The organism is Acinetobacter sp. P1(2023) (genome assembly GCF_028367635.1).
In the GTDB taxonomy this organism is placed as follows: domain Bacteria; phylum Pseudomonadota; class Gammaproteobacteria; order Pseudomonadales; family Moraxellaceae; genus Acinetobacter; species Acinetobacter pittii_E.
Genome location: NZ_JAQNDD010000015.1, coordinates 1 through 20,688, shown reverse-complemented (window position 1 = coordinate 20,688; position 20,688 = coordinate 1). Strand labels below are relative to the sequence as shown.

Here is a 20,688-nt window from a genome sequence, read left to right as displayed (position 1 = left end):
ATGCCTAAAGACTTAGCCGCCAAAAGAAAAACCGCTACGGCCAAAACCACCACGAATTGGGGATGAAGAAGAAGCGCTTTTCGCCGTACTTGAAATAATGGGGCGACCTATACTCAAATTGCTATAAGGGTGTAATGTATTGCCATGATAAGAAACTTCCCGATTATTTCGATAATACGCAGGCCCTAAATAGCGGCTACCGGCATAACTAGAACCATGTCCACTTGAGCTATTTTCTTCTTTACAAGTTTGGGTGTTCCAATCGCGAGCACAGTCATATTGGTTGTTATATACGTCTTGTACTAAAGGACCATCATTATGGCTACATGCCGTGAGTAATAGAGGTACAACGACGAGATTAATTTTTTTAGAACGCATGAGACTCCACACATTTTAATAAGTATGTTCGGCATAAAATACCGAATAGCTGTTATCTATTATGTTTCTGATTAGGAAAGATAAATTTTAGGTGGGCATATGATATTAATCTGTTTTTTTAAAGTACAGCCTATTTTGAAAATTTAGATAACAAGACATCTCACATGTAGATGTCTTGTTGTGATGAATTAAGACTGCAATTGCTTTTTGTTATGTCGTAAAGAGAGGTAAGCCGTAATTGCTAACACTATTACGATAAAGCTTAATGAGATCCAGATTGGCATGTGGAATACATCAAGCAACAACATTTTTGCACCAATGAACAATAAGATGATGCCTAAGCCATATGGCAAATAATGCAGTTTAGTCGCAGCGCCAGCAAGTAAGAAGAACATTGCACGTAAACCTAAAATTGCCATTAGGTTTGCTGTTAAAACAATAAATGGATCGCTCGTTACCGCGAAAATAGCAGGAATAGAGTCTACTGCGAAAATCACGTCTGAAGCTTCAACCAAAATCAATACTAAAAATAACGGCGTTGCCCACAATAAACCGTTTTGACGTACAAAGAATTTGTCTCCTTCAAGCTGTGGAGTAATACGCATATGGTTACGTAACCATTTTAAAATTTTGATGTCTTCGATATTGGTTTCTTCTTCTTGACCTTTTAAGAACTTGAAACCTGTATATACCAAGAACGCACCGAAAATATAAAGCACCCAAGAGAACTCTTGAACGAACCATGCACCAATAAAAATAAAGAGGGTACGCAGTACAATTGCGCCTAATACGCCGTAGAGCAAAATTTTACGTTGCAGCGCAGCTGGTATAGCAAAAGCCGCAAAAATCATTAACCACACGAAAACGTTGTCAATTGCGAGGGACTTTTCAAGTAAGTAACCTGCAAAGTATTCCATGGTTTTTTGGTTTGCTAAGGTCACCCCAACCGTTTGTTGCAGGTAAAGCCATAAACCACCACCAAATAAAGCCGCGACGCTTACCCACGCCACACTCCAGTAAGCAGCTTGCTTAATTGAGACATCCTGTCCTTGCTTCTGCTTAAAGCCTAAAAAGTCAATTAAGAGCATCACAATGACGATGCCAAAGAATGCTATATACAGCCATAAATTGCCGATTGTTTCCATAAATCCTCCATACATCCGGCAATTGGGCATAAAAAAACCTCGACCAGTTGCCAGATGAATTAAACATCTGTATCAACATGATCAAGGTCTTGCCTACATCATGAATTTCACGATGCTCAGATACCGACTTTTTAATAAAAGTGTATTGACGATATCTGACACATAACATTGCTGTTATGTTTGGAGGAGGCTACTCCCCTTGTCAAACTAAATTCTGTATTGGATAAAACATATCCAAGTTCACATAGAATGGCAGATTTTTTTGTATTACGCAACTGAACTTAATGTCGTGGTTTTAATGCAAAAAAAATCTCTAGGTTATTTAATCAAACCACGGTCTAAAAGCGGTTTACATATAATTTGGTATAGGTGAATAAAGAATGCCGTTAAAGGCGTACCATAAATGTTCCAGAAGTAATAACCCGCTACATTGACCAGTAGCGCGACAATAAAAGCGCCCAACATGTCTAAAGGAAAATGCACACCTAAATAAATACGTGACCACGCCACCACAAATGATAAAAATAAAAGAATAATTCCAATCATTTTGCGCTGAGCAAACAAATAAGACAGAGCGATGGTGCTAAAAATCAGCATATGATTACTTGGAAAAGATGCTGTTGGCGCATGTTCAATAAAAGTTGTACCCACCCCCATCACAAATGGCCTTGGGTGGTGGTAAAACAGCGAAATAACATAGCCCACTAAAAGCGATACGCAGGTTAAAAAGACAGATTTAATGACCCTATTTTTTAAATCTTGATCGCCATAAAACCATAAGAATGTAAGGATGAATAAAAGAATATAGAGGAGATCATTAGCAAAGAAGATAGCAAGACGAATGATAAATTGACTCGCATCCTGAGCCCCATTAATTACATGGAATAAGCTAAGGTTGAGTGTTTCTAAAGACATTCATATTCCAAACAAGAACAAAAACGTGAGCTATGATAAAGAATTAAGCTTAAGGTCTTGATAAAGAATTGTCACAAAAGTGAAATATAGTTCGTTGATGGGTAAAGTTTAAACAACAGGTCTAGATAATTTTTAATGCGTGATCTGGGCGTTGAGATTAAAGTGTTAACGTGTCGGCACTTTATACGAGAACGTTATTTCATGACTACTCAAGAAAAACAGAAAAAATTAAGTTTGAGGCCCCTATCTCCAAGAGATCCAAAACAACCACATAGAGCAGCGACTCCCCTCGAATTATTGTTCGATTTAATTTTTGTGGTCGCAATTGCAACAGCTGGTCAGCAGTTACACCACGCGATTATTGAAAATCACCTCTGGCATGCACTGCCAAGCTACCTGATGGTATTTTTTGCGCTGTGGTGGGCATGGATGAATTTTTCATGGTTTGCCTCAGCATATGACAATGATGATGCGTTGTATCGCTGCCTTACCTTTGTGCAGATTGTAGGTTCATTGGTCATGGCTGCGGGTATTCCTGATGTGTTTCACAGTCAGGATTTTGACATCATTATTGTGGGCTATGTGATTATGCGCTTAGCGCTGGTTACCCAGTGGCTGAGAGCCGCAAAACATGACCCTGAACGACGAATTACGGCTTATCGCTATGCAATAGGCATTGTATTAGTTCAGGTAGGTTGGTTAGTTGCTAATTTCGCGCACATACTTTCTATCCCCGTTTTTTTATTTTTAGTAGTGATGGAGCTATTTATTCCCATCTATGCAGAGAAATATTCTCCAACGCCGTGGCATCCTCATCATATTGTAGAGCGCTATGCCCTACTCACAATTATTGTGTTGGGTGAATCGATTGTCGGTAGTTTTAATGCAATACGTGATGCATTAGCAGCTCAGTCCATGAATATCCCTGCTGTATTCTTGATGATTGGTGGATTAATGCTGATGTTTGCAATGTGGTGGGCTTACTTTGACCGCAGTGAACAGCATCATCATATTAAAGGTGTACGTCCGTTTGTTTGGGGATATGGCCATTATTTTGTTTTTGTGAGTATTGCTGCGGTAGGTGCTGCGCTTGCCGCCGCCGTGGATGTCACCACGCACCATGCCCATATTTCTGATTTATACATGGGTGTAATTGTCGCGGTGAGTGTGGTGCTTTATACCAGTTGCATATGGATACTTTATGAGTTTCAGTGCTTATCTGGAATTACTAAATGGTTTTATCCTATTACTGCACTCATTATTTTATGTATTCCGTTTATTTGTAATAACGTGGGATATAGCGTTTTTGCGATGGGCATTGTCTATAGTTTACGTTTAATCGTTTCTAATAAATTTTTGGATAATATAGAACCAGAAAAGGTTTAAAAACAGAAAAATAAAAAACGGGTTTCAATTTGAAACCCGTTTTTTATTGAATCATCTAAAGCGGAAGTTAAGCAGCTTTCACTTTTAATGCGCTCATTAATTTTTGATGTAAGCCACCAAAGCCACCGTTAGACATAATCACAACAGCATCGCCCTCACTTGCTTCATTGACAATACGTTCAATAATTTCATCAAGTGAACGACTGACTTGAGCACGGTTAGAAGCAGCTTCAATCACAGGTTGTAAATCCCAATCTAAACCTTCTGGCTGATACCAGATAACGTCATCTGCTAAACGTGCTGAATGTGCTAAGCCATCTTTATGACTGCCCATACGCATAGTATTTGAACGTGGTTCAATAATGGCCCATAAACGGCGTTCACCTAAGCGCTTACGCGCACCATCTAAAGTGGTGTCAATTGCTGTTGGGTGGTGAGCAAAGTCATCATAAACCTCAATACCATTCACGGTACCGAGTAACTCCATACGACGTTTTACACCGGCAAAGTTAGATAAAGCTTCACAAGCTTGTTCAAGTGCAACACCTACATGCTGAGCAGCTGCAATCGTTGCCAAAGCATTCGCTACGCTATGTTGCCCTGTCATGCTCCACTTCACTTCGCCAACCACATTGCCATTTTCAAGTACTTTAAAATGGCTACCATCAATTGAGATTAATTCAGCCGATAAAGCAGCTTTTTCATTTGCTTCTAGACTGGTACGAATTACGGGTGTCCAGCAGCCCATTTCAAGTACTTCATCAATATGAGTTTCAGTAATTGGCGCAATAATACGGCCTTCACTTGGAATGGTACGCACAAGATGATGGAACTGCTTTTGAATTGCTGCTAGGTCATCAAAAATATCAGCATGGTCAAATTCAAGATTGTTTAAAATCGCCGTTTTCGGATGATAATGAACAAACTTAGAACGTTTATCAAAGAAAGCAGAGTCATATTCATCAGCTTCAACACAGAAGTATTTGCCGCCACCTAAACGAGCACTTTCACTAAAGCCAAGTGGAACACCACCAATTAAAAAGCCTGGATTTAATCCCGCCTGATCAAGTACCCAAGCCAACATAGTCGTTGTGGTTGTTTTGCCGTGAGTACCCGCTACACCAAGCACGTGTTTACCTTGTAAAACATGATCGGCAAGGAATTGTGGGCCAGAAATATAAGGCAAGCCTTCGTTCAGCATATATTCAACGGCATCAATACCACGTTTCATGGCATTTCCGACAATAACCAAGTCTGGATGAGGCTGTAAATGACTACGGTCGTAGCCTTGCATGAGTGTAATGCCTGCGTTTTCTAACTGGGTAGACATTGGTGGGTAAACATTTAAATCGGAACCAGTTACCTTATGTCCTAAATCACGAGCTAAAAGTGCTAAAGAGCCCATAAAAGTGCCACAAATACCCAAGATATGCAGATGCATTGCTCGCCTTCTCCACTGCTTTTGTACACACCATTAATATGAATTGCTGTGTGTGCATTATTGATAAATTTGCCAGCAACGATAGCAAGGCTAAACTCGAAAAGATAGTCAAAAATCGTTGTTGTTCTATGTGTTTGAGACCCTCATAAAACTACAGCTTTATTTTTTGGATTTAAGCTGAATTACAGGTTTATCTTTTATAATATTTTCGATCCATATTAATTCTTAAATCATCGTGATGATGAAGGATGTGCCTTTGAGCCCAACGGTTTTAGCTTTTGCTTTCTTAATTATCTCTAATTGCTTTATGACGCTCGCATGGTACGGGCATCTCAAATTTTTACACCATGCTCCCATTTGGCAAGCAATCCTATTCGGTTGGATTATTGCCTTACTTGAATATAGTTTTATGATTCCCGCTACTCGTATGCTGAGTGCACAAGGTTGGTTACTCGGTGAAATGAAGATCACTCAGGAAGTGGTCACGCTGGTTGTGTTTGTACCATTTATGATTTTCTTGTTTAAACAGCCATTTAAACTTGATTATTTATGGGCGATGTTATGTCTATTTGGTTGTGTTTATTTTGTATTTAGAAGCCAATAAGCTGTAAGAGCTTGTAGAGAATCAATTATTTAATACAAGCTTTTACTCTTCCAGATCTTTGATGATCTTGCAGGATGTTTAAATAATAGTAATAAAATTTGAGAATGTGCCGCTGTTAAAGCATGACAATTTTTTATGAGAATAAAAATATTCGCAGAGCTGGTCAGTTAAATTTTCGTGAGATGAAAAATCAGTCTATAATAACGGGCTTCCGAACCATTTAAAACTTGGCTCTCGTCGAGATTTATCTTCTTTTACTTTTGTCTCTGGAACATTAGCAATGAATGCGGCCGCAGCACAAGACGCTCAACCTCTCGTTGGAATTATTATGGGTTCTCAATCTGATTGGGCAACTCTCGAAAACACAGCCAATATGCTTAAACAGCTTGGTGTCCCATTTGAAGCGGAAGTGGTATCTGCTCATCGTACTCCAGATCGTTTATTTGAATATGCAGAAACTGCGCGTGAACGCGGTATTCAAGTGATTATCGCTGGTGCAGGTGGTGCAGCGCATTTACCTGGAATGTGTGCCGCAAAAACTGATTTACCTGTTTTAGGTGTGCCAGTTAAATCATCAATTTTAAATGGCGTAGATTCTTTGCTTTCAATCGTACAAATGCCAGCAGGTATTGCAGTGGGTACTTTGGCGATTGGTCCAGCTGGTGCGACGAATGCAGCAATTATGGCTGCACAAATCTTAGGTTTAACTCGTCCTGAAATCGCAAAAAATGTTGCTGATTTCCGTGCTGCGCAAACTGATAAAGTTGCAAGCAAAAATATTCCGGGTCAGGTGTAAGAGGCTGAGATGGATAAAACTATCGGTATTTTTGGTGGTGGGCAACTGGGCCGGATGATGGCTCAAGCAGCGTTACCATTAAATATTCAATGTACTTTTTTTGAAGCAAATACAGATTGTCCAGCAGGTGTTTTAGGCCAAGTTTTTTCTAGCCAAGATGAGCAAGGCTTAAAGCAGTTTATTGAAAGTGCTGATGTTTTCAGTCTTGAATTTGAAAATACACCAGTTGAAGACGTTGATGTTTTGACACAAACCAAAGCATTGTACCCTCCCCGTGTGGCTTTAGCGACTGCGCAAAATCGTTTGTCAGAAAAAGCATTGTTTGATGAACTTGCGATTCCTGTTGCGCCGTATCGTGCAGTAGATAGTCTAGAAAGCTTGAAAAAGGCTGTTGCTGAGCTTGGTTTGCCGATTGTACTTAAGACTGCAACTGGCGGATATGATGGCAAAGGCCAGTTTGTACTTCGTTCAGAAGATCAGATTGATACTGCTTGGGCTGAACTTGGTCCTGCAAAAAGTCTAGTTGCTGAAAGCTTTGTTAAATTCTCTCGCGAAGTTTCAATTATTGCAGTGCGCGGTCAAAATGGTGAAGTAAAAACTTGGCCATTGGCTGAAAACCATCATCACAACGGTATTTTATCGCACTCAATTGTACCTGCGCCGAACAGTGAAGCTTTACAGCCTGTAGCTCAAGACTACATTACTCGTTTGTTGAATCATCTCAACTATGTAGGCGTGCTAACTCTAGAACTGTTTGTGACTGAACAAGGTTTATGTGCAAATGAGATGGCACCGCGTGTGCATAACTCAGGCCACTGGTCAATTGAAGGCGCTGTTTGTTCACAGTTTGAAAACCATATTCGAGCTGTTGCAGGTTTACCACTAGGCTCAACAGAAGTTATTCGACCAACGGTTATGATCAATATTATTGGTCAACATCCTAAAACTGAAGATGTGCTTGCCTTAAATGGTGCTCATCTCCATCTTTATAATAAGTCAGAACGTGCTGGCCGAAAATTAGGTCATATCACTTTAATGCCTGTGGATAGTAATGAATTGATGACCTTATGCCGTCAATTGGCAAAAATTTTGCCAGAACCACTCGCTTTAACAGCAGATATGCACCTCTAAAATATTTTTAACTCAAAAAAAGCGATCTTCGGATCGCTTTTTTTGTCTTTTAAATTTAAAAATAAGAGAACTCACATGTTTTGGTGCTGTGGATAACTTTAATTGGAACTTTTGAATTTAAAAAAGCTACTATAATTTGAATTTAAAACCTAAAATAGCTGCCCATAGTGTTTTTGAATTTAAAAATAGTTATCCACAAAAGTGTTTTTTAAATTTAAATGAGAAAGTTGGACGGGTTTTTAAATTCAAAAATTAGTGGTCTATTGATATGGTGTTTTGAATTTAAAATTTTGGGCTGATTTTAAATTTAAAAGTGCGGATTGTGGTGATGGTGTTGAGCCTTAATATTTAATAAATAATAAGAGAATATGGAATAGAATTAAGAAATAGAAGCTTTTTGCCGTATTGTGGATAAAGTTATCCACAAAAAAGAAATATTTATGGTTTAAATTTAAAGAAGTACTTTTGAATTTAAACTTGAGGCTATTTTTTGAATTCAAAACTTATAATTTGGATTAAGAAATTTTTAAATTTAAAAATAAAGCAGAAAATTTGAATTTAAAACATGGGGAATGAATTTAAAGTAGAGATTATGAATTCAAATTTACGTTTTCTCTCTGAAATTTTGGACTCATAATGGTATGGTACTTACAAATTTAAATTTAAAAATTGAACTAGGATAATATGCGACGTTTTTCTTGTATTGTTGGCTCTGTATTTTTGGCGATGACTCAGGCTCAAGCAGAGCTCGTAATTAATGGTTCTACAATATCTAGTAGTGCTACTGTTCCTGTAGTGACGAGCGAAGATTATACGCCTAATAATAATTTCCAAAGCTGTTTGGCAAATTTACGTTCTCAAGCCATTGCTGCTGGTGTGTCTGGTACGACTTATGATCGATATACCCAAAATTTAACTCCAGATTATTCCGTTATTGATAAATTAAATTATCAACCAGAATTTTCGACGCCTATTTGGGATTATCTTTCTGGTCTAGTCGATGAAGAGCGAGTTGAGCTTGGAAAACAAAAACTGGCGCAACATCGAGATGTTTTAAACCGCGCTTCTCAAGTCTACGGTGTGCCACCAGAAACAATTGTAGCAGTGTGGGGCGTGGAAAGTAATTTTGGTGATATTTCTGGAAAATATCCTTTATTACAAGCACTCGGAACTTTAAGTTGCGAAGGTCGTCGACAAAGTTATTTCCGTACTGAATTCTTTGCCACTATGCGTATTTTACAACGTGGCGACTTAACCGAAGATCAATTAAAGGGTTCATGGGCTGGGGCATTTGGTCATACCCAATTTATGCCGTCTACTTATGAACGTTTAGCGGTTGATTTTGATGGAGATGGTCGTCGAGATTTAGTTTCTAGTACAGCTGATGCGCTGGCTTCAACGGCTAATTTCTTAAATAAAGCAGGTTGGCAAACCGGAATGCCATGGGGTTTCGAAGTAAAAGTGCCTCAAGGTATGTCAATTGATGGAGAAGGGCGACGTTCAAAGAAATCTTTAAGTAGCTGGAGTGCGCGAGGCGTTACTCGAATTGATGGTTCTCCACTTGTTCAAGGGGCTTTATCTAGCAGTACTTCAGCGGGTTTAATGGCACCTGCAGGAGTAAATGGTCCAGTATTTTTAGTATTTAAGAATTTTGATGCTATTTACAGCTATAACGCTGCGGAAAGTTATGGACTTGCGATTGCCCATTTATCTGATCGTTTGAGAGGTGCTGGTCCATTTGTTTCATCTTGGCCAACTGATGATCCAGGAACTTCACGTGCCGAGCGTCGTGAAATCCAACAGTTTTTGATTAATCGTGGCTATGATATTGGTGCAGTTGATGGCCTTATTGGTGATAAAACCCGTGTGGCTATTCGTCAGGAACAAACTCGTTTAGGTTTAAATCCAACCGGACGAGCAGGGCAACAAATTTTACGCGCATTCCGTCAAGAACAAGCGCAAAAAATGATGCAATAAATTGAAAATAATAAAAAAGGTCTGCTTATGCAGACCTTTTTTATAGGCAATTATGTAAGCTTACTACTCTAATTTAACCGCTTCCAAAATATCAAAAATAACCGAAGTAACATCTTGGCTTAAGTCACGGTCATTAAAGATTTCATAGGCAGTAATGGTGACATCAGTATCACTTGGTAACTGCTTTTGTTCTTCTTCAATTAAATGTTCGATCGGTAACAGAGTTTGTTTTACTTCAAGATGCAGAATATCTTTATATTCGATATTTTCATCTTCAAGCTCGATTTCATGCTCATTGAAAAAAGGAATTAGAATAGAATGGAGGTATGGTTTAATTTCAATAATATCAAACAGTTCAATGTCTCTTGTCTGTTCAATTGTGCTGATATGATCATTTACTTCAATCAGGATATGATAATAACTCATCTTGATCTCCATTCTATTTTCGTTAGCTCTTATGACCACAATAACATGACTTTGATACCAATTTCGATGTATCTATCCAGAAATAGATACATCATTTTATATCAAGCTTTTAATTATTGAGGTAAAGTACTTAATAGATCACGGTCAGCATCCGTAAGTCCAGTGATTTTTTTGTCACCATCTTTACGTACTGAGTACATCAATGCATTTGGTTGATCACTGTGTTTTAAGCCAAGCGCATGACCTAACTCATGAGCAATCGTTAAACGTAAATCATCAATAGATTTAAACTCATAAATCACAATTTGTTTGCCGTTATAGATACCTTTTTTAAAGACATCAGCTTGAGCATTTTGCTTAAATTGACTCAATGAATTATTAAACTCATTATTAATTTGATTAAAATGAGTCACTTTGACATTTAAATCTTTAGCTTGCTGGTTATATGCAGCAATTTCTTTTTTTAAAGCTACAGTTTGTTTTTGCAAATCTTTTTGGGTTTTAGCCAGAGATTTAGCACTATATTCAGGTGCTAATTTACCTTGATTAAGTTGCATCATTTGCTGATCAAGATTTTTCAATTTGCCATTCAAAATCTGCTTTTTATTTTCAAGGTCAGACTGGGTTTGACTTAAAGATTGCTTCAATTGCTTAATTTGTTGCTGTTCATCAATTACACGTTGTTGTTCTTGTTGGAACTGTGCTGCGATTTTTTGACGCTGTTCAGAACGACTTTGGCTATTATCGTAAACTAGACGGATCTCTAATTTTGCATTTGGATCATAAGTAAAATAATCCTGACCAGTACCTTGCTTCCAAATGTCCGCAGCTTGTTGACTAATCTGAATTAATTGGTCTTGGCTTAAACCAAAACGTGGATCAACTTCAGCAATTTTATAAGTCAAATGTTGACCTGCTTGTTGCTGGATTTGAGTATGAGCTGGGGTAGCAAGATTAGCATTAGCCTGAAAATTAGAAAAAGCGAAGGCTACGCCTAATAACAAAGATGTTAAACGCATAATCGAAGGGGGAGATTTGAAAAAAAACGCATTATAAGAATATAAAATGAAAAATCAATCAAAAAACGTACAATTCAGGCAAATAAATGAGACTTTAGTCTCATTCTTTTTTACCAAATGCCAAATAGTTTTTTAGAAAAAATTTAATATATCTAGTTTTGTTTAGTTTTTTTAATCATTTAACTTTAATGATTTTCCTTAATTAGTCCTATAAATTGACCCTAATAGATCTAAATCAGAATCTGTTAATTTAAAATTATGAATGTTTTGCTCTTTTAAATAGGGGTACATTAAAGATTTAGGATCAGTAGTATGTTTTAGGCCTAAAGCATGACCAAGTTCGTGAGCAAGGGTCAAACGTAAATCATTGAATGAGGCGTAACCATAAATCTGAATTTGGTTTTGGCTGAATAAGCCTTTATGGAAGGGCTGAATATTGGTTTTTTGTTCTAGTTTAAATTGTGTTTTTAAAGCGGCTAAATCACTTTGCTCTTGATTTAATTCCTTGATTTTTATATTAAGTGTTTGAATTTTAGAATTTAAATCGTTTGATTCATTTTTTATATTTTCTGATTTTTGCTCTAGTTGTTTTTGCCATTCTTTTAAATTATCGGCCCGATAGTGCTGATATTCTCCTTGATTAAAGCGTATTACGTCTTGTTGATATTGTTCAAACTCAGCTCTTAGACTTATCTTTTTCTTATTCAAATCAGTTGATAGTTGTGCAACCTCTTGTTTATTTAAAATAATTTCCTCATTTTTAAGACGCCATATTTTCTGCTTTTGCAAAAGTGTATTCAAACTGTTTTGCTGCTCATCTTTAATCATTTGATGGTCATCATAAATTAAGTTAATTGACAGTTGAGCCTGTGAATCGTAAACAAAATAAGTTTTCCCAGTCTCTTTTTGCCAGATTTCAGCCGCTTGTTGGCTTACCTCAATAAATTGTTCTTTGGTGATTTGAAACCGCGGGTCAATAAAGGCAATTCGATATTTTAAAGGTTGTTGAGATGAGCTGATTGAAAGGTTGCTTTGAGCAAACAGCATTGTTTGTAAGCCCATGCATAAGCATAAGCTCAATCCCCACCATAGAAATTTTTTCATGGTAAAATAAAAAATATAAATAAATCTTATTGTTAGCTAGTTAACTTAATTCGTCAAAATGATAAAAACTTCAATAGATTAGTAAGGTGTGTGATCTTGATAAAAAAATTACAAAAGAAGTTTTTAGATTTGGCAATAATGGAATAATTAATGTAATAAATAACAGTGGTTTTTTAATAAAAAAATCTTAATTAAAATTAATAACTTAATTTTTATGATTGATCTTTTTGACATTAAATAATTTAAAAATATACTGAAAAATGTATTGTTATTTTTTGTAACCAATAAAAAACCGCGCCTAAGCGCGGTTTTTTATTAAAGAAACAAATTATTTTTTGTCATCTTTAACTTCAGTAAATTCTGCATCTACAACACCATCATCAGCTTTTTGTTGACCCGCATCGCCACCTTGGAATGCATTTGGATCAAAGCCTTCAGCGCCACCAGCTTGTTGTGCTTGTTCATAAGCACGTTGAGTGATAGGCATCAAGATGTTTTGTAAAGCTTCAGTTTTCGCTTTGATCTCTTCAACATCGTTTTCTTTAGTTGCTGCTTCAAGTTCAGAAACTGCAGTGCTCACAGCAGTTTTTTCATCTTCAGTAACTTTGTCACCAAGATCTTTAACTGCTTTGTTCGAGCTTGAAATTAATGCATCAGCTTCGTTACGAGCTTTTGCAAGTTCTTCAAATTTACGATCTTCTTCAGCATTCGCTTCAGCATCTTTAATCATTGCTTCGATTTCAGCATCAGACAAACCTGAGTTTGCTTTAATCTGGATCGATTGCTCTTTACCAGTGCTCTTATCTTTAGCAGAAACTTTCAAGATACCATCAGCATTGATGTCGAAAGATACTTCAATTTGTGGCACACCACGTGGAGCAGGTGGGATGTCGCCTAATTGGAAGTTACCCAACAATTTGTTTTGTTGAGCCATCTTACGTTCACCTTGGTAAACAGAAATGTCTACAGCAGGCTGGTTGTCAGCAGCAGTAGAGAACACTTGTGATTTCTTCGCAGGAATTGTCGTGTTTTTCTCAATGATTGGTGTTAATACACCACCCATTGTTTCAATACCTAAAGTTAACGGTGTTACGTCTAATAAAAGAACGTCAGTTTTGTCGCCAGACAATACTGCACCTTGAATCGCAGCACCGATTGCAACTGCTTCGTCAGGGTTTACGTCTTTACGTGGCTCTTTACCAAAGAATTCTTGTACTTTTTGTTGTACAAGTGGCATACGAGACTGACCACCAACCAAGATTACGTCAGAGATGTCAGAAGTCGAAAGACCAGCATCTTTAAGAGCGATTTTACAAGGCTCAATTGTACGAGCAACCAAATCGCAACTAAACCTTCAAGTTTCGCACGTGTTACATTGATCACTAAGTGTTTAGGACCAGTTGCATCAGCAGTGATGTATGGAAGGTTGATTTCAGTTGCGTTAGATGAAGAAAGCTCGATTTTTGCTTTTTCAGCAGCTTCTTTTAAACGTTGTAACGCAAGTGGATCATTTTTCAAGTTCACACTTTGTTCTTTCTTAAATTCTTCAACCAGGAATTCAATTAACGCGTTATCAAAGTCTTCACCACCAAGGAAAGTATCACCATTTGTTGATAACACTTCAATTTGTTGGTCGCCATCAAGGTCTGCGATTTCAATGATTGATACGTCAAAAGTACCACCACCTAAGTCGTAAACTGCAACTTTACGGTCGCCTTCTTTTTTGTCCATACCGAACGCAAGTGCAGCAGCAGTTGGTTCGTTAATGATACGTTTAACGTCTAAGCCAGCGATTTTACCCGCATCTTTAGTTGCTTGACGTTGAGCATCGTTAAAGTAAGCAGGAACAGTAATAACTGCTTCAGTAACTGTTTCACCTAAATAGTCTTCTGCAGTTTTCTTCATCTTTTTCAAGATTTCAGCAGAAACCTGTTGAGGCGCTAATTTTTTATCGTTTACTTCAACCCAAGCATCGCCATTGTCAGCTTTGATGATTTTATAAGGTACAAGACCGATATCTTTTTGTACCGCTTGATCTTCATAACGACGACCAATTAAACGCTTGATAGCGAATAATGTATTTTTCGGGTTAGTTACTGCCTGACGCTTAGCACTTTGACCAACCAAGATCTCGCCATCTTTATAAGCAATGATCGATGGAGTTGTACGTGCGCCTTCAGCGTTTTCGATTACTTTTACTTTATCGCCTTCAAGTACAGCAACGCATGAGTTGGTAGTACCTAAGTCAATACCATAATTTTTGCCATGTGACGTTTTCCTCAAAAATTCTTTTGCAATGTTTTTGCTTGTTATCCGATATGAGAGTGAATCTATTTTTTTCAAGCGTTTTAGCTAAAAAAAATCTAAAAACTCTCAAAAAATTATTTATTGACCAACCATAACCATAGCAGGGCGCAATAAGCGACCGTTTAATGTATAGCCCTTTTGTAAAACGCTACCGATTTCATTCGCTTTAGCATTTGGGTCAATACCTACAGCTTGATGTAAATCCGCATTGAAGCCATTTTTTGTATCAGCTTCTACAACACCAAATTTTTCAAGTGTGGTTAACAGCGACTTCAAGGTCAGTTTAATACCTTCAAGTACTGGCGTTTCTTCATCACCAGCCGCTTGAATTGCACGCTCTAAATTATCAACAGAATCTAGTAATTCTTTTGCAAATTTTTCAAGCACAGTCTCTTTATGCTTGTCAGACTCACGTTGAATACGCTCTACACTTTTTTGTGCTTCGTAAACTGCATTCGCAGTACGTGCTTTTTCAAGTTTTAGGCTTTCTTCTAATTTGGTGATTTGCGCTTGTAAAGATTCAACGGTAACGTCGTTTGCTTGCTCTACACCTTCAGCCTGAGTTTGCTCATTAGATTGCTCTGCTTGCTCGTGTTGAATGTCTTGAGCTTGCTCATTTTGCTCATTAGCCATTGATGATCTCCGTTTAAATGGGTTTTTAAACATGTACAGTCCTTTTGGCATCAGCATTTACTGGGTAAAACCTGAACTGCCATGCATATGCTGTAATTCATTAATAGGGATGAAGTATGGGCATTGCCTAAAAATTCAAGCGTACACGGCAATTTAAAACTTTTAATTTTGCGGTTTTAAGTAAAAATTTAAATTTTCGATCATAAAAGCAATAAATTCTTGCGTTATTTTGGGTAAATGTTGTCTCGAAGCATATACCACCGACAAACTTAACTCAGGAGCTGAAAAGTTTTTAAATAAAGGAACTAATTGTTTTTCTTTTAAATCTTTTTTAACTAATAAAGTAGGTAGCATCGCCACCCCTTGAGCATGTACACACATGTCATAAACAGCATTTACATCATTACTTTTAAAGGTAACGTTCAAAGGATAGTTTTGAGGCTGCTGTTCATTATCAAAAAGAGTCCAAAATTGATGTTGGCTATGGTGAGCTAAACAGTCATGTTGAATCAGTTGTCTTGGATGGGAGAGGGGACTGTGCTGTTTTAAATAATCAGGATGAGCACAGAAAACAGACTCGATTTGACAAACTGGTCTCGCAATTAATCCGTCTGCAACTTTTTGTGTTATACGTAAGGCTAAATCGACTTGTGCATCAATTAAGTCCATTGTATTTTCAGTCAGATATACATCAAATTGAATATGCGGATGTTGCTGTTTAAATTGGCGAATACATTCTCCAACCCCTAATTGAAATAAAAATAAACCACAGGTAAAACGAATCGTACCATTATGTTGTTCAGGTGCGGCTAACTCTTGTAGAAGTTGCTGTTGTTGTAAAATATTCTCGCAGTAGAGCAGGGCTTTTTCACCTGCTGGAGTGAGAGATATTTTTCGGGTATTTCTTTGGAATAGTCGAGTGAGAATGTGTATTCTAGGTGCTCAAGATAACGAGAAACCATCGCACGTGAATAATTTAGGTGTTCTGCGGCTTTGGTTAAATTGCCATGCTGAGCAATAGAAACAAAGACTTGTATGGCTTTTAATGTATCCATATGCTTTATCATTATTACAATGTATGCAACAGTTTATCTTAATTTAGTGCATTTACCTTACAGAAATTGCAATTTAAAGTATTTCTCATGAAATTGGAGAATACATAATGAAATTTTTTAAATTAACTGCTTCAGCCCTAGCAACTGCTACTGCTTTAACAGTAACTTCCTCAGCTTTTGCGCAAGATTTGAAAATCCAAAGTTTCTTGGCTAAACCCGAACATTTCGGTGTGACTTCTACTTTAATTGAAGGCGATAAAGAAGTTCTGTTGGTGAATGCGCAATTCTCAAAATCTGAAGCGTTACGTATTGCTGCGGATATTTTGGATAGCGGTAAAACATTAAAGACAATTTTCGTAAGTTATGGCGATCCGGACTATTACTTTGGTTTAGATGTATTTAAACAATACTTCCCAAATGTACAAATTATCGCAACGCCGGAAACTGTTAAACATATCCAAGATACTCAAGCGCTTAAGGTGAAATATTGGGGTCCACAAATGGGTGCAAATGCGCCTAGCCAAATTATTGTGCCTCAAGCTTATACTGCTAAAACTTTAAAGTTAGAAAATGAGTCAATCGAAATTAAAGGTAAGAAAGAACTTACTTATTTATGGATTCCTTCTTCTAAAGCAGTAGTAGGGGGTATTCCTGTCTCTTCAGGCATTCATTTATGGATGGCGGATACACCAAAAGTTAAAGACCGCAATGAAGTGATTCAAACTTTAGAAAATATTAAAGCATTGCAGCCTCAAACAGTTGTTCCAGCTCATATGGTTGAGGGAGCTCCACAAGGTTTAGATGCAGTTAACTTTTCTATCGACTATCTCAAGAGCTATGAGAAAGCGGTTAAAGTAAGTAAAAATGCGGGTGAGCTAAGTCAGCTCATGCAGAAACAATATCCAACATTGAAGAGTGTGGATAGCCTTGATCTAGGCGCAAAAGTTGTAAAAGGCGAGATGCAATGGCCATAATTTAAGATGACGCGCTAAAAAAATCAAAAAAGCCGTGGTCTATACCCGGCTTTTTTCGATGGAATAAGACATTTTTGAGTAAAAAGTCTCTGTAACATTCTACGCACCTTATATAGCGTTTCTATAAAGAGAAAATTTTTGACTAGAGTAAAAGGCTAAGATAAAAATTAGAAATTGATAAAATTAAACAAAAGCTTAAGTTGTGGCTTCCATATAAAAGGTAGAGGTGAGGCTAAGGAAGAGATTTTAATAAAAAATTGCACAATTTGTACTTCTATTACTACAAAAGACAACCAATGATACGCACGCCAGAAAAAAAAATTGTGAATTATAGGCAGCGCGAAGATGAACTTTGCATTTAAATGTTTGTCGTAATGAAAGGAAAGCGATTATGAAAAAATTAGGTCTTATCTCTGTAGTACTTGCTGGTGTTGCTTTTACAGCTGTTGGTTGTGCATCTGAAGCTGGTTTAAACGCATCAGGTTCTGCTCAAACTAGCGCTAGCCCATCTGGCGTACAAGCTGGTGTAGGTGTAGATGCTGGTGTTTCTGGTCAAGCACAACCAGGTCAAGTTGATGCTGGTGCTTCTGGTTCTGTTTCAGGTTCTGCGACAGCTCAGTAATTCTTAGCGATAAGAACATTAAAAAATTATAGAGTCATATATTTAAGATGCCGATTTATGTATGAAGTGAGCTGCTACTCATTACTCTATAATTAAGAGAATTTAGAATTCTCAAAAAAGCCCCAAAAGGCCTTATCTCTTTGGGGCTTTTTATATAGTAATGAGATTAGTCATCATGACGATAATCTCGATGGTCATGATCTCTATCTTCTAAGCATTTTTTTTCCCATTCACGATGTCTTTTTTCCCAATCCCGACGATTCTTGTCCTGTTCGCGAGCATCTTTACGTTGTTGTTCGTATATTCTTTTACGCTCTTCCCAACGTTTTCGCTCCCAATCACTATATCGACGTCCATCGTTACGGTCATAACGATCATCATCATGATCATGGTAATCATAACCACCGCGATAATAAGGGTCATCTGTATAAGCAACACAGCCTACAGTTAAAAGACTGGTTGCTAACAAAGTAACAACTAGTTTTGCTGACATAGCACAATCTCCTTTGTCTTGTTAACAATAATTGGCAAAAAAGTCCTGTTTTAAACGACAGATTTGTTAATGACATTTGCTATAAATCAGATTAGCGTAGATTGGTTTTTACCTTTGTATCTTGATTACATGAGTTGTATGCGAATATAGTCAAACGACAAAGAATTCTGTAGAAAATATGAAGGATAAAAGGAATTCATGGAGATAGGCATGACAGCATTTAATCAAAAAATTCAAACATTGCTAGATAAGGGCCAAGGGCCTGCTGCTCGAGCTCTTGATAAGTTACCTCGTTTGGCTCAAGAATCACTTGCCAAAATTCTTGGATATTCCTACCAATACCCAGATCTCGACTCATTTACTAAATGTATGATGGCCGTACAAATTAAACAGGGACGTATCGGTTTTATTGGTTCAGATCCTATTGATTCTAGACGCCAATTCGATACACAAATGTTGGCTATCCGTCAGAAATCAACAGAAGTTGATTCTGTAGAAGATATTCGCTTACCTCTTCAAAGCGGAACTATCTTCGCAAGACACTATCACCCGGCACCTAATAAAAAATTACCTCTACTGGTTTTCTATCACGGAGGAGGTTTTGTCGTGGGTGGATTAGATACTCATGATGAGGTGTGCCGCATATTGGCGAAATACGCAAAAGTACAAGTACTCAGCATTGATTATCCTCTTGCCCCAGAAGTCTCACCTCAACATTTAATTCAATCATGCGAAGATGCATTGGCTTGGGTCTATCAAAATCGTAGACAGCTAAAAATATTAAAAAATCGTATTGCTGTAGCAGGGGATAGTGCAGGCGGAAATATCAGTACGGTTGTAGCTCAACGATCAGTAAACAAACCTTATGCTCCACAAGCACAGCTTCTCATTTATCCTACAGTTGATTTTAAAAGCCGACATCCTTCTTTTTATGCTTATAACGAAGGATTAGTTTTGACGGATAGCGATATTAATTATGTCACTCAATATTATGCAACTCAGCATAATGTAGAATTAGATGATCCAATTATTTCTCCAACCTATGGTAATTTGAAAAAGAATCCACCAGCTTTTGTGATTACGGCTGGTCATGACGTACTGCATGACGAAGCAAAAATTTATAGCTATAAGCTAAGACAAAATGGCGTCAAAATGCATTATGAAGAATATCCAGATCAAACCCATGGTTTTATAAATTTGACACCTATTTCGAAAAAGGCAAAACGCTATACCATCGAGATCAGTAAAAACTTCAGAAAGTTCTGGGATAAAAATAGTTAAATAAAAGCTTAGTCCATGTTTCACGTGGAACGTGGACTAATAATTTAATCCAAAATATAAAGCACTAAATAAAAGATAATAAATCCTCACTAGAATTCTTTTATATAGATGATTAAATTTACCCTTCATTAAGTTTGGCATTTTGTTGTAGGAAGATATGAAAAAATTATTAATGTTATGTTGTTTGGGTATAAGCAGTCATTCAGTATGGGCTGACACTTTAGTTGAAATGCAAACTAACTTAGGCAACGTTGAAATACAACTTTATGATGATAAAGCACCAAACAGTGTGAAGAATTTTAAAGACTATATAAAGTCAGGCTTTTATAAAGATACGATATTTCATCGTGTAATTCCTGGTTTTATGGTGCAAGGCGGTGGGCTTACTGCAAATATGCAGGAAAAGACTACGCGAGCACCTATCAAAAATGAAGCTGGAAATGGAATTGCTAATACACGAGGAACTTTGGCAATGGCCCGTACAGCAAACCCTGACTCAGCTACTAGTCAGTTTTTTATAAACGTTGCAGATAATAATTTTTTAAATCGTTCTGCGGGTAATCCTGGTTATGCAGTTTTTGGAAAAGTAATTAAAGGAATGGATGTGGTTGACCGTATTGTTCAGGTCCCTACATCAAACTATGGTATGCATCAAAATGTACCAAAACAGCCTATAAAGATAGTAGATATAAAGATCAAAACTCTTTAAAAATAAATTAACTATATAAATCAGTTGGTTGTATATTTTTGAGATTTTATTTGGCTGAAAAAGAACCGGTCGAACGAGCATATTTATAAAAGTGCTTGCGTACCAGTTTTTTTTCCCTATAATGCACTCATCCCGACGCGATACACGAGAATATCTTAGCTTACAGGGTTAAGATGAAAGCTTAGTATTGCGTTGAATTCTGTCTCTGACGAAGAGCAGAAAAATCATTAAGAGAATTGAAGAACAACTTGTGTGGATTTTTACTGATTGATTAATCGAAATAATTTTCATT

Annotated in this window: 17 protein-coding genes and 3 pseudogenes; 9 read left to right on the top strand and 11 right to left on the bottom strand. The window is 37.2% G+C overall.

What is annotated here, in order from left to right; translation table 11 throughout:
- Window positions 1-12: 12 nt before the first annotated feature.
- From POD11_RS16895 to POD11_RS16885, 3 genes are all read right to left on the bottom strand, one after another.
- Complete coding sequence (locus POD11_RS16895) at window positions 13-378, bottom strand: hypothetical protein (RefSeq protein WP_224993797.1); 366 nt, start codon at window positions 376-378, stop codon at window positions 13-15.
- Between the two features lie 188 nt (window positions 379-566).
- Entirely contained in the window at window positions 567-1,523 is a 957-nt protein-coding gene (locus tag POD11_RS16890) for a TerC family protein (protein ID WP_009392840.1), read from the bottom strand.
- 318 nt (window positions 1,524-1,841) lie between these two features.
- Window positions 1,842-2,438 (bottom strand): undecaprenyl-diphosphatase, encoded by a 597-nt coding sequence (locus tag POD11_RS16885; protein WP_239969287.1) that lies wholly within the window; start codon window positions 2,436-2,438, stop codon window positions 1,842-1,844.
- A 135-nt stretch (window positions 2,439-2,573) separates the two neighbouring features.
- Between POD11_RS16885 and POD11_RS16880 the strand changes: the two genes are divergently transcribed.
- Entirely contained in the window at window positions 2,574-3,824 is a 1,251-nt protein-coding gene (locus POD11_RS16880) for a low temperature requirement protein A (RefSeq protein WP_262458051.1), read from the top strand.
- Between the two features lie 67 nt (window positions 3,825-3,891).
- Here POD11_RS16880 and mpl read toward each other — a convergent pair whose 3' ends face one another.
- Window positions 3,892-5,265: a UDP-N-acetylmuramate:L-alanyl-gamma-D-glutamyl-meso-diaminopimelate ligase gene (gene mpl / locus POD11_RS16875; protein ID WP_262458049.1), complete on the bottom strand. Its 1,374-nt coding sequence runs from the start codon at window positions 5,263-5,265 to the stop codon at window positions 3,892-3,894.
- A 241-nt stretch (window positions 5,266-5,506) separates the two neighbouring features.
- Between mpl and POD11_RS16870 the strand changes: the two genes are divergently transcribed.
- The 4 genes from POD11_RS16870 to POD11_RS16855 all read left to right on the top strand — a co-directional run bounded on the left by POD11_RS16870 (window position 5,507) and on the right by POD11_RS16855 (window position 9,773).
- On the top strand, window positions 5,507-5,869 hold the full coding sequence (locus POD11_RS16870; RefSeq protein WP_080649754.1) for a DMT family protein: 363 nt from the start codon (window positions 5,507-5,509) through the stop codon (window positions 5,867-5,869).
- 280 nt (window positions 5,870-6,149) lie between these two features.
- The gene (gene purE, locus POD11_RS16865) at window positions 6,150-6,665 is read left to right on the top strand and encodes a 5-(carboxyamino)imidazole ribonucleotide mutase (protein ID WP_262458046.1); all 516 of its coding nucleotides are present in this window, start codon (window positions 6,150-6,152) and stop codon (window positions 6,663-6,665) included.
- A gap of 9 nt (window positions 6,666-6,674) precedes the next feature.
- Window positions 6,675-7,796, top strand: a complete 1,122-nt coding sequence (locus POD11_RS16860) for a 5-(carboxyamino)imidazole ribonucleotide synthase (protein WP_262458045.1) — start codon at window positions 6,675-6,677, stop codon at window positions 7,794-7,796.
- A 684-nt stretch (window positions 7,797-8,480) separates the two neighbouring features.
- Complete coding sequence (locus POD11_RS16855) at window positions 8,481-9,773, top strand: lytic murein transglycosylase (RefSeq protein WP_262458043.1); 1,293 nt, start codon at window positions 8,481-8,483, stop codon at window positions 9,771-9,773.
- A 63-nt stretch (window positions 9,774-9,836) separates the two neighbouring features.
- On the opposite strand, the gene POD11_RS16850 is transcribed toward POD11_RS16855, so the two are convergent.
- From POD11_RS16850 to POD11_RS16825, 6 genes and pseudogenes are all read right to left on the bottom strand, one after another.
- Entirely contained in the window at window positions 9,837-10,211 is a 375-nt protein-coding gene (locus POD11_RS16850) for a hypothetical protein (RefSeq protein WP_014207668.1), read from the bottom strand.
- A 101-nt stretch (window positions 10,212-10,312) separates the two neighbouring features.
- Window positions 10,313-11,292 (bottom strand): annotated as a pseudogene (locus POD11_RS16845) (M57 family metalloprotease).
- Between the two features lie 124 nt (window positions 11,293-11,416).
- The gene (locus tag POD11_RS16840; RefSeq protein WP_262458039.1) at window positions 11,417-12,322 is read right to left on the bottom strand and encodes a matrixin family metalloprotease; all 906 of its coding nucleotides are present in this window, start codon (window positions 12,320-12,322) and stop codon (window positions 11,417-11,419) included.
- 328 nt (window positions 12,323-12,650) lie between these two features.
- Window positions 12,651-14,605: pseudogene (gene dnaK / locus POD11_RS16835) on the bottom strand (molecular chaperone DnaK).
- A gap of 102 nt (window positions 14,606-14,707) precedes the next feature.
- Window positions 14,708-15,262 carry a nucleotide exchange factor GrpE gene (gene grpE, locus POD11_RS16830; protein ID WP_002115470.1) on the bottom strand — a complete coding sequence of 185 codons (555 nt, stop codon included), beginning with the start codon at window positions 15,260-15,262 and terminating at the stop codon, window positions 14,708-14,710.
- 162 nt (window positions 15,263-15,424) lie between these two features.
- Window positions 15,425-16,317, bottom strand: a pseudogene (locus POD11_RS16825) (LysR family transcriptional regulator).
- A 107-nt stretch (window positions 16,318-16,424) separates the two neighbouring features.
- Between POD11_RS16825 and POD11_RS16820 the strand changes: the two are divergent.
- Together POD11_RS16820 and POD11_RS16815 are read left to right on the top strand one after the other, a co-directional pair.
- Window positions 16,425-17,291, top strand: coding sequence for an MBL fold metallo-hydrolase (locus POD11_RS16820; RefSeq protein ID WP_262458035.1), 867 nt, complete (start codon window positions 16,425-16,427; stop codon window positions 17,289-17,291).
- A 391-nt stretch (window positions 17,292-17,682) separates the two neighbouring features.
- Complete coding sequence (locus tag POD11_RS16815; protein ID WP_000733015.1) at window positions 17,683-17,913, top strand: hypothetical protein; 231 nt, start codon at window positions 17,683-17,685, stop codon at window positions 17,911-17,913.
- A 166-nt stretch (window positions 17,914-18,079) separates the two neighbouring features.
- On the opposite strand, the gene POD11_RS16810 is transcribed toward POD11_RS16815, so the two are convergent.
- Complete coding sequence (locus POD11_RS16810; RefSeq protein ID WP_262458034.1) at window positions 18,080-18,406, bottom strand: hypothetical protein; 327 nt, start codon at window positions 18,404-18,406, stop codon at window positions 18,080-18,082.
- A gap of 210 nt (window positions 18,407-18,616) precedes the next feature.
- Between POD11_RS16810 and POD11_RS16805 the strand changes: the two genes are divergently transcribed.
- Complete coding sequence (locus POD11_RS16805; protein ID WP_239969304.1) at window positions 18,617-19,687, top strand: alpha/beta hydrolase; 1,071 nt, start codon at window positions 18,617-18,619, stop codon at window positions 19,685-19,687.
- Between the two features lie 157 nt (window positions 19,688-19,844).
- A complete protein-coding gene (locus tag POD11_RS16800) occupies window positions 19,845-20,396 on the top strand; it encodes a peptidylprolyl isomerase (protein WP_239969309.1) in 552 nt (183 codons plus the stop codon).
- Window positions 20,397-20,688 lie beyond the last annotated feature (292 nt).

Coding starts and splice junctions, on each gene's coding strand:
- POD11_RS16895 (WP_224993797.1), bottom strand. CDS start 378: ATGCGTTCTAAAAAAATTAATCTCGTCGTTGTACCTCTATTACTCACG.
- POD11_RS16890 (WP_009392840.1), bottom strand. CDS start 1,523: ATGGAAACAATCGGCAATTTATGGCTGTATATAGCATTCTTTGGCATC.
- POD11_RS16885 (WP_239969287.1), bottom strand. CDS start 2,438: ATGTCTTTAGAAACACTCAACCTTAGCTTATTCCATGTAATTAATGGG.
- POD11_RS16880 (WP_262458051.1), top strand. CDS start 2,574: ATGCGTGATCTGGGCGTTGAGATTAAAGTGTTAACGTGTCGGCACTTT.
- mpl (WP_262458049.1), bottom strand. CDS start 5,265: ATGCATCTGCATATCTTGGGTATTTGTGGCACTTTTATGGGCTCTTTA.
- POD11_RS16870 (WP_080649754.1), top strand. CDS start 5,507: ATGAAGGATGTGCCTTTGAGCCCAACGGTTTTAGCTTTTGCTTTCTTA.
- purE (WP_262458046.1), top strand. CDS start 6,150: ATGAATGCGGCCGCAGCACAAGACGCTCAACCTCTCGTTGGAATTATT.
- POD11_RS16860 (WP_262458045.1), top strand. CDS start 6,675: ATGGATAAAACTATCGGTATTTTTGGTGGTGGGCAACTGGGCCGGATG.
- POD11_RS16855 (WP_262458043.1), top strand. CDS start 8,481: ATGCGACGTTTTTCTTGTATTGTTGGCTCTGTATTTTTGGCGATGACT.
- POD11_RS16850 (WP_014207668.1), bottom strand. CDS start 10,211: ATGGAGATCAAGATGAGTTATTATCATATCCTGATTGAAGTAAATGAT.
- POD11_RS16840 (WP_262458039.1), bottom strand. CDS start 12,322: ATGAAAAAATTTCTATGGTGGGGATTGAGCTTATGCTTATGCATGGGC.
- grpE (WP_002115470.1), bottom strand. CDS start 15,262: ATGGCTAATGAGCAAAATGAGCAAGCTCAAGACATTCAACACGAGCAA.
- POD11_RS16820 (WP_262458035.1), top strand. CDS start 16,425: ATGAAATTTTTTAAATTAACTGCTTCAGCCCTAGCAACTGCTACTGCT.
- POD11_RS16815 (WP_000733015.1), top strand. CDS start 17,683: ATGAAAAAATTAGGTCTTATCTCTGTAGTACTTGCTGGTGTTGCTTTT.
- POD11_RS16810 (WP_262458034.1), bottom strand. CDS start 18,406: ATGTCAGCAAAACTAGTTGTTACTTTGTTAGCAACCAGTCTTTTAACT.
- POD11_RS16805 (WP_239969304.1), top strand. CDS start 18,617: ATGACAGCATTTAATCAAAAAATTCAAACATTGCTAGATAAGGGCCAA.
- POD11_RS16800 (WP_239969309.1), top strand. CDS start 19,845: ATGAAAAAATTATTAATGTTATGTTGTTTGGGTATAAGCAGTCATTCA.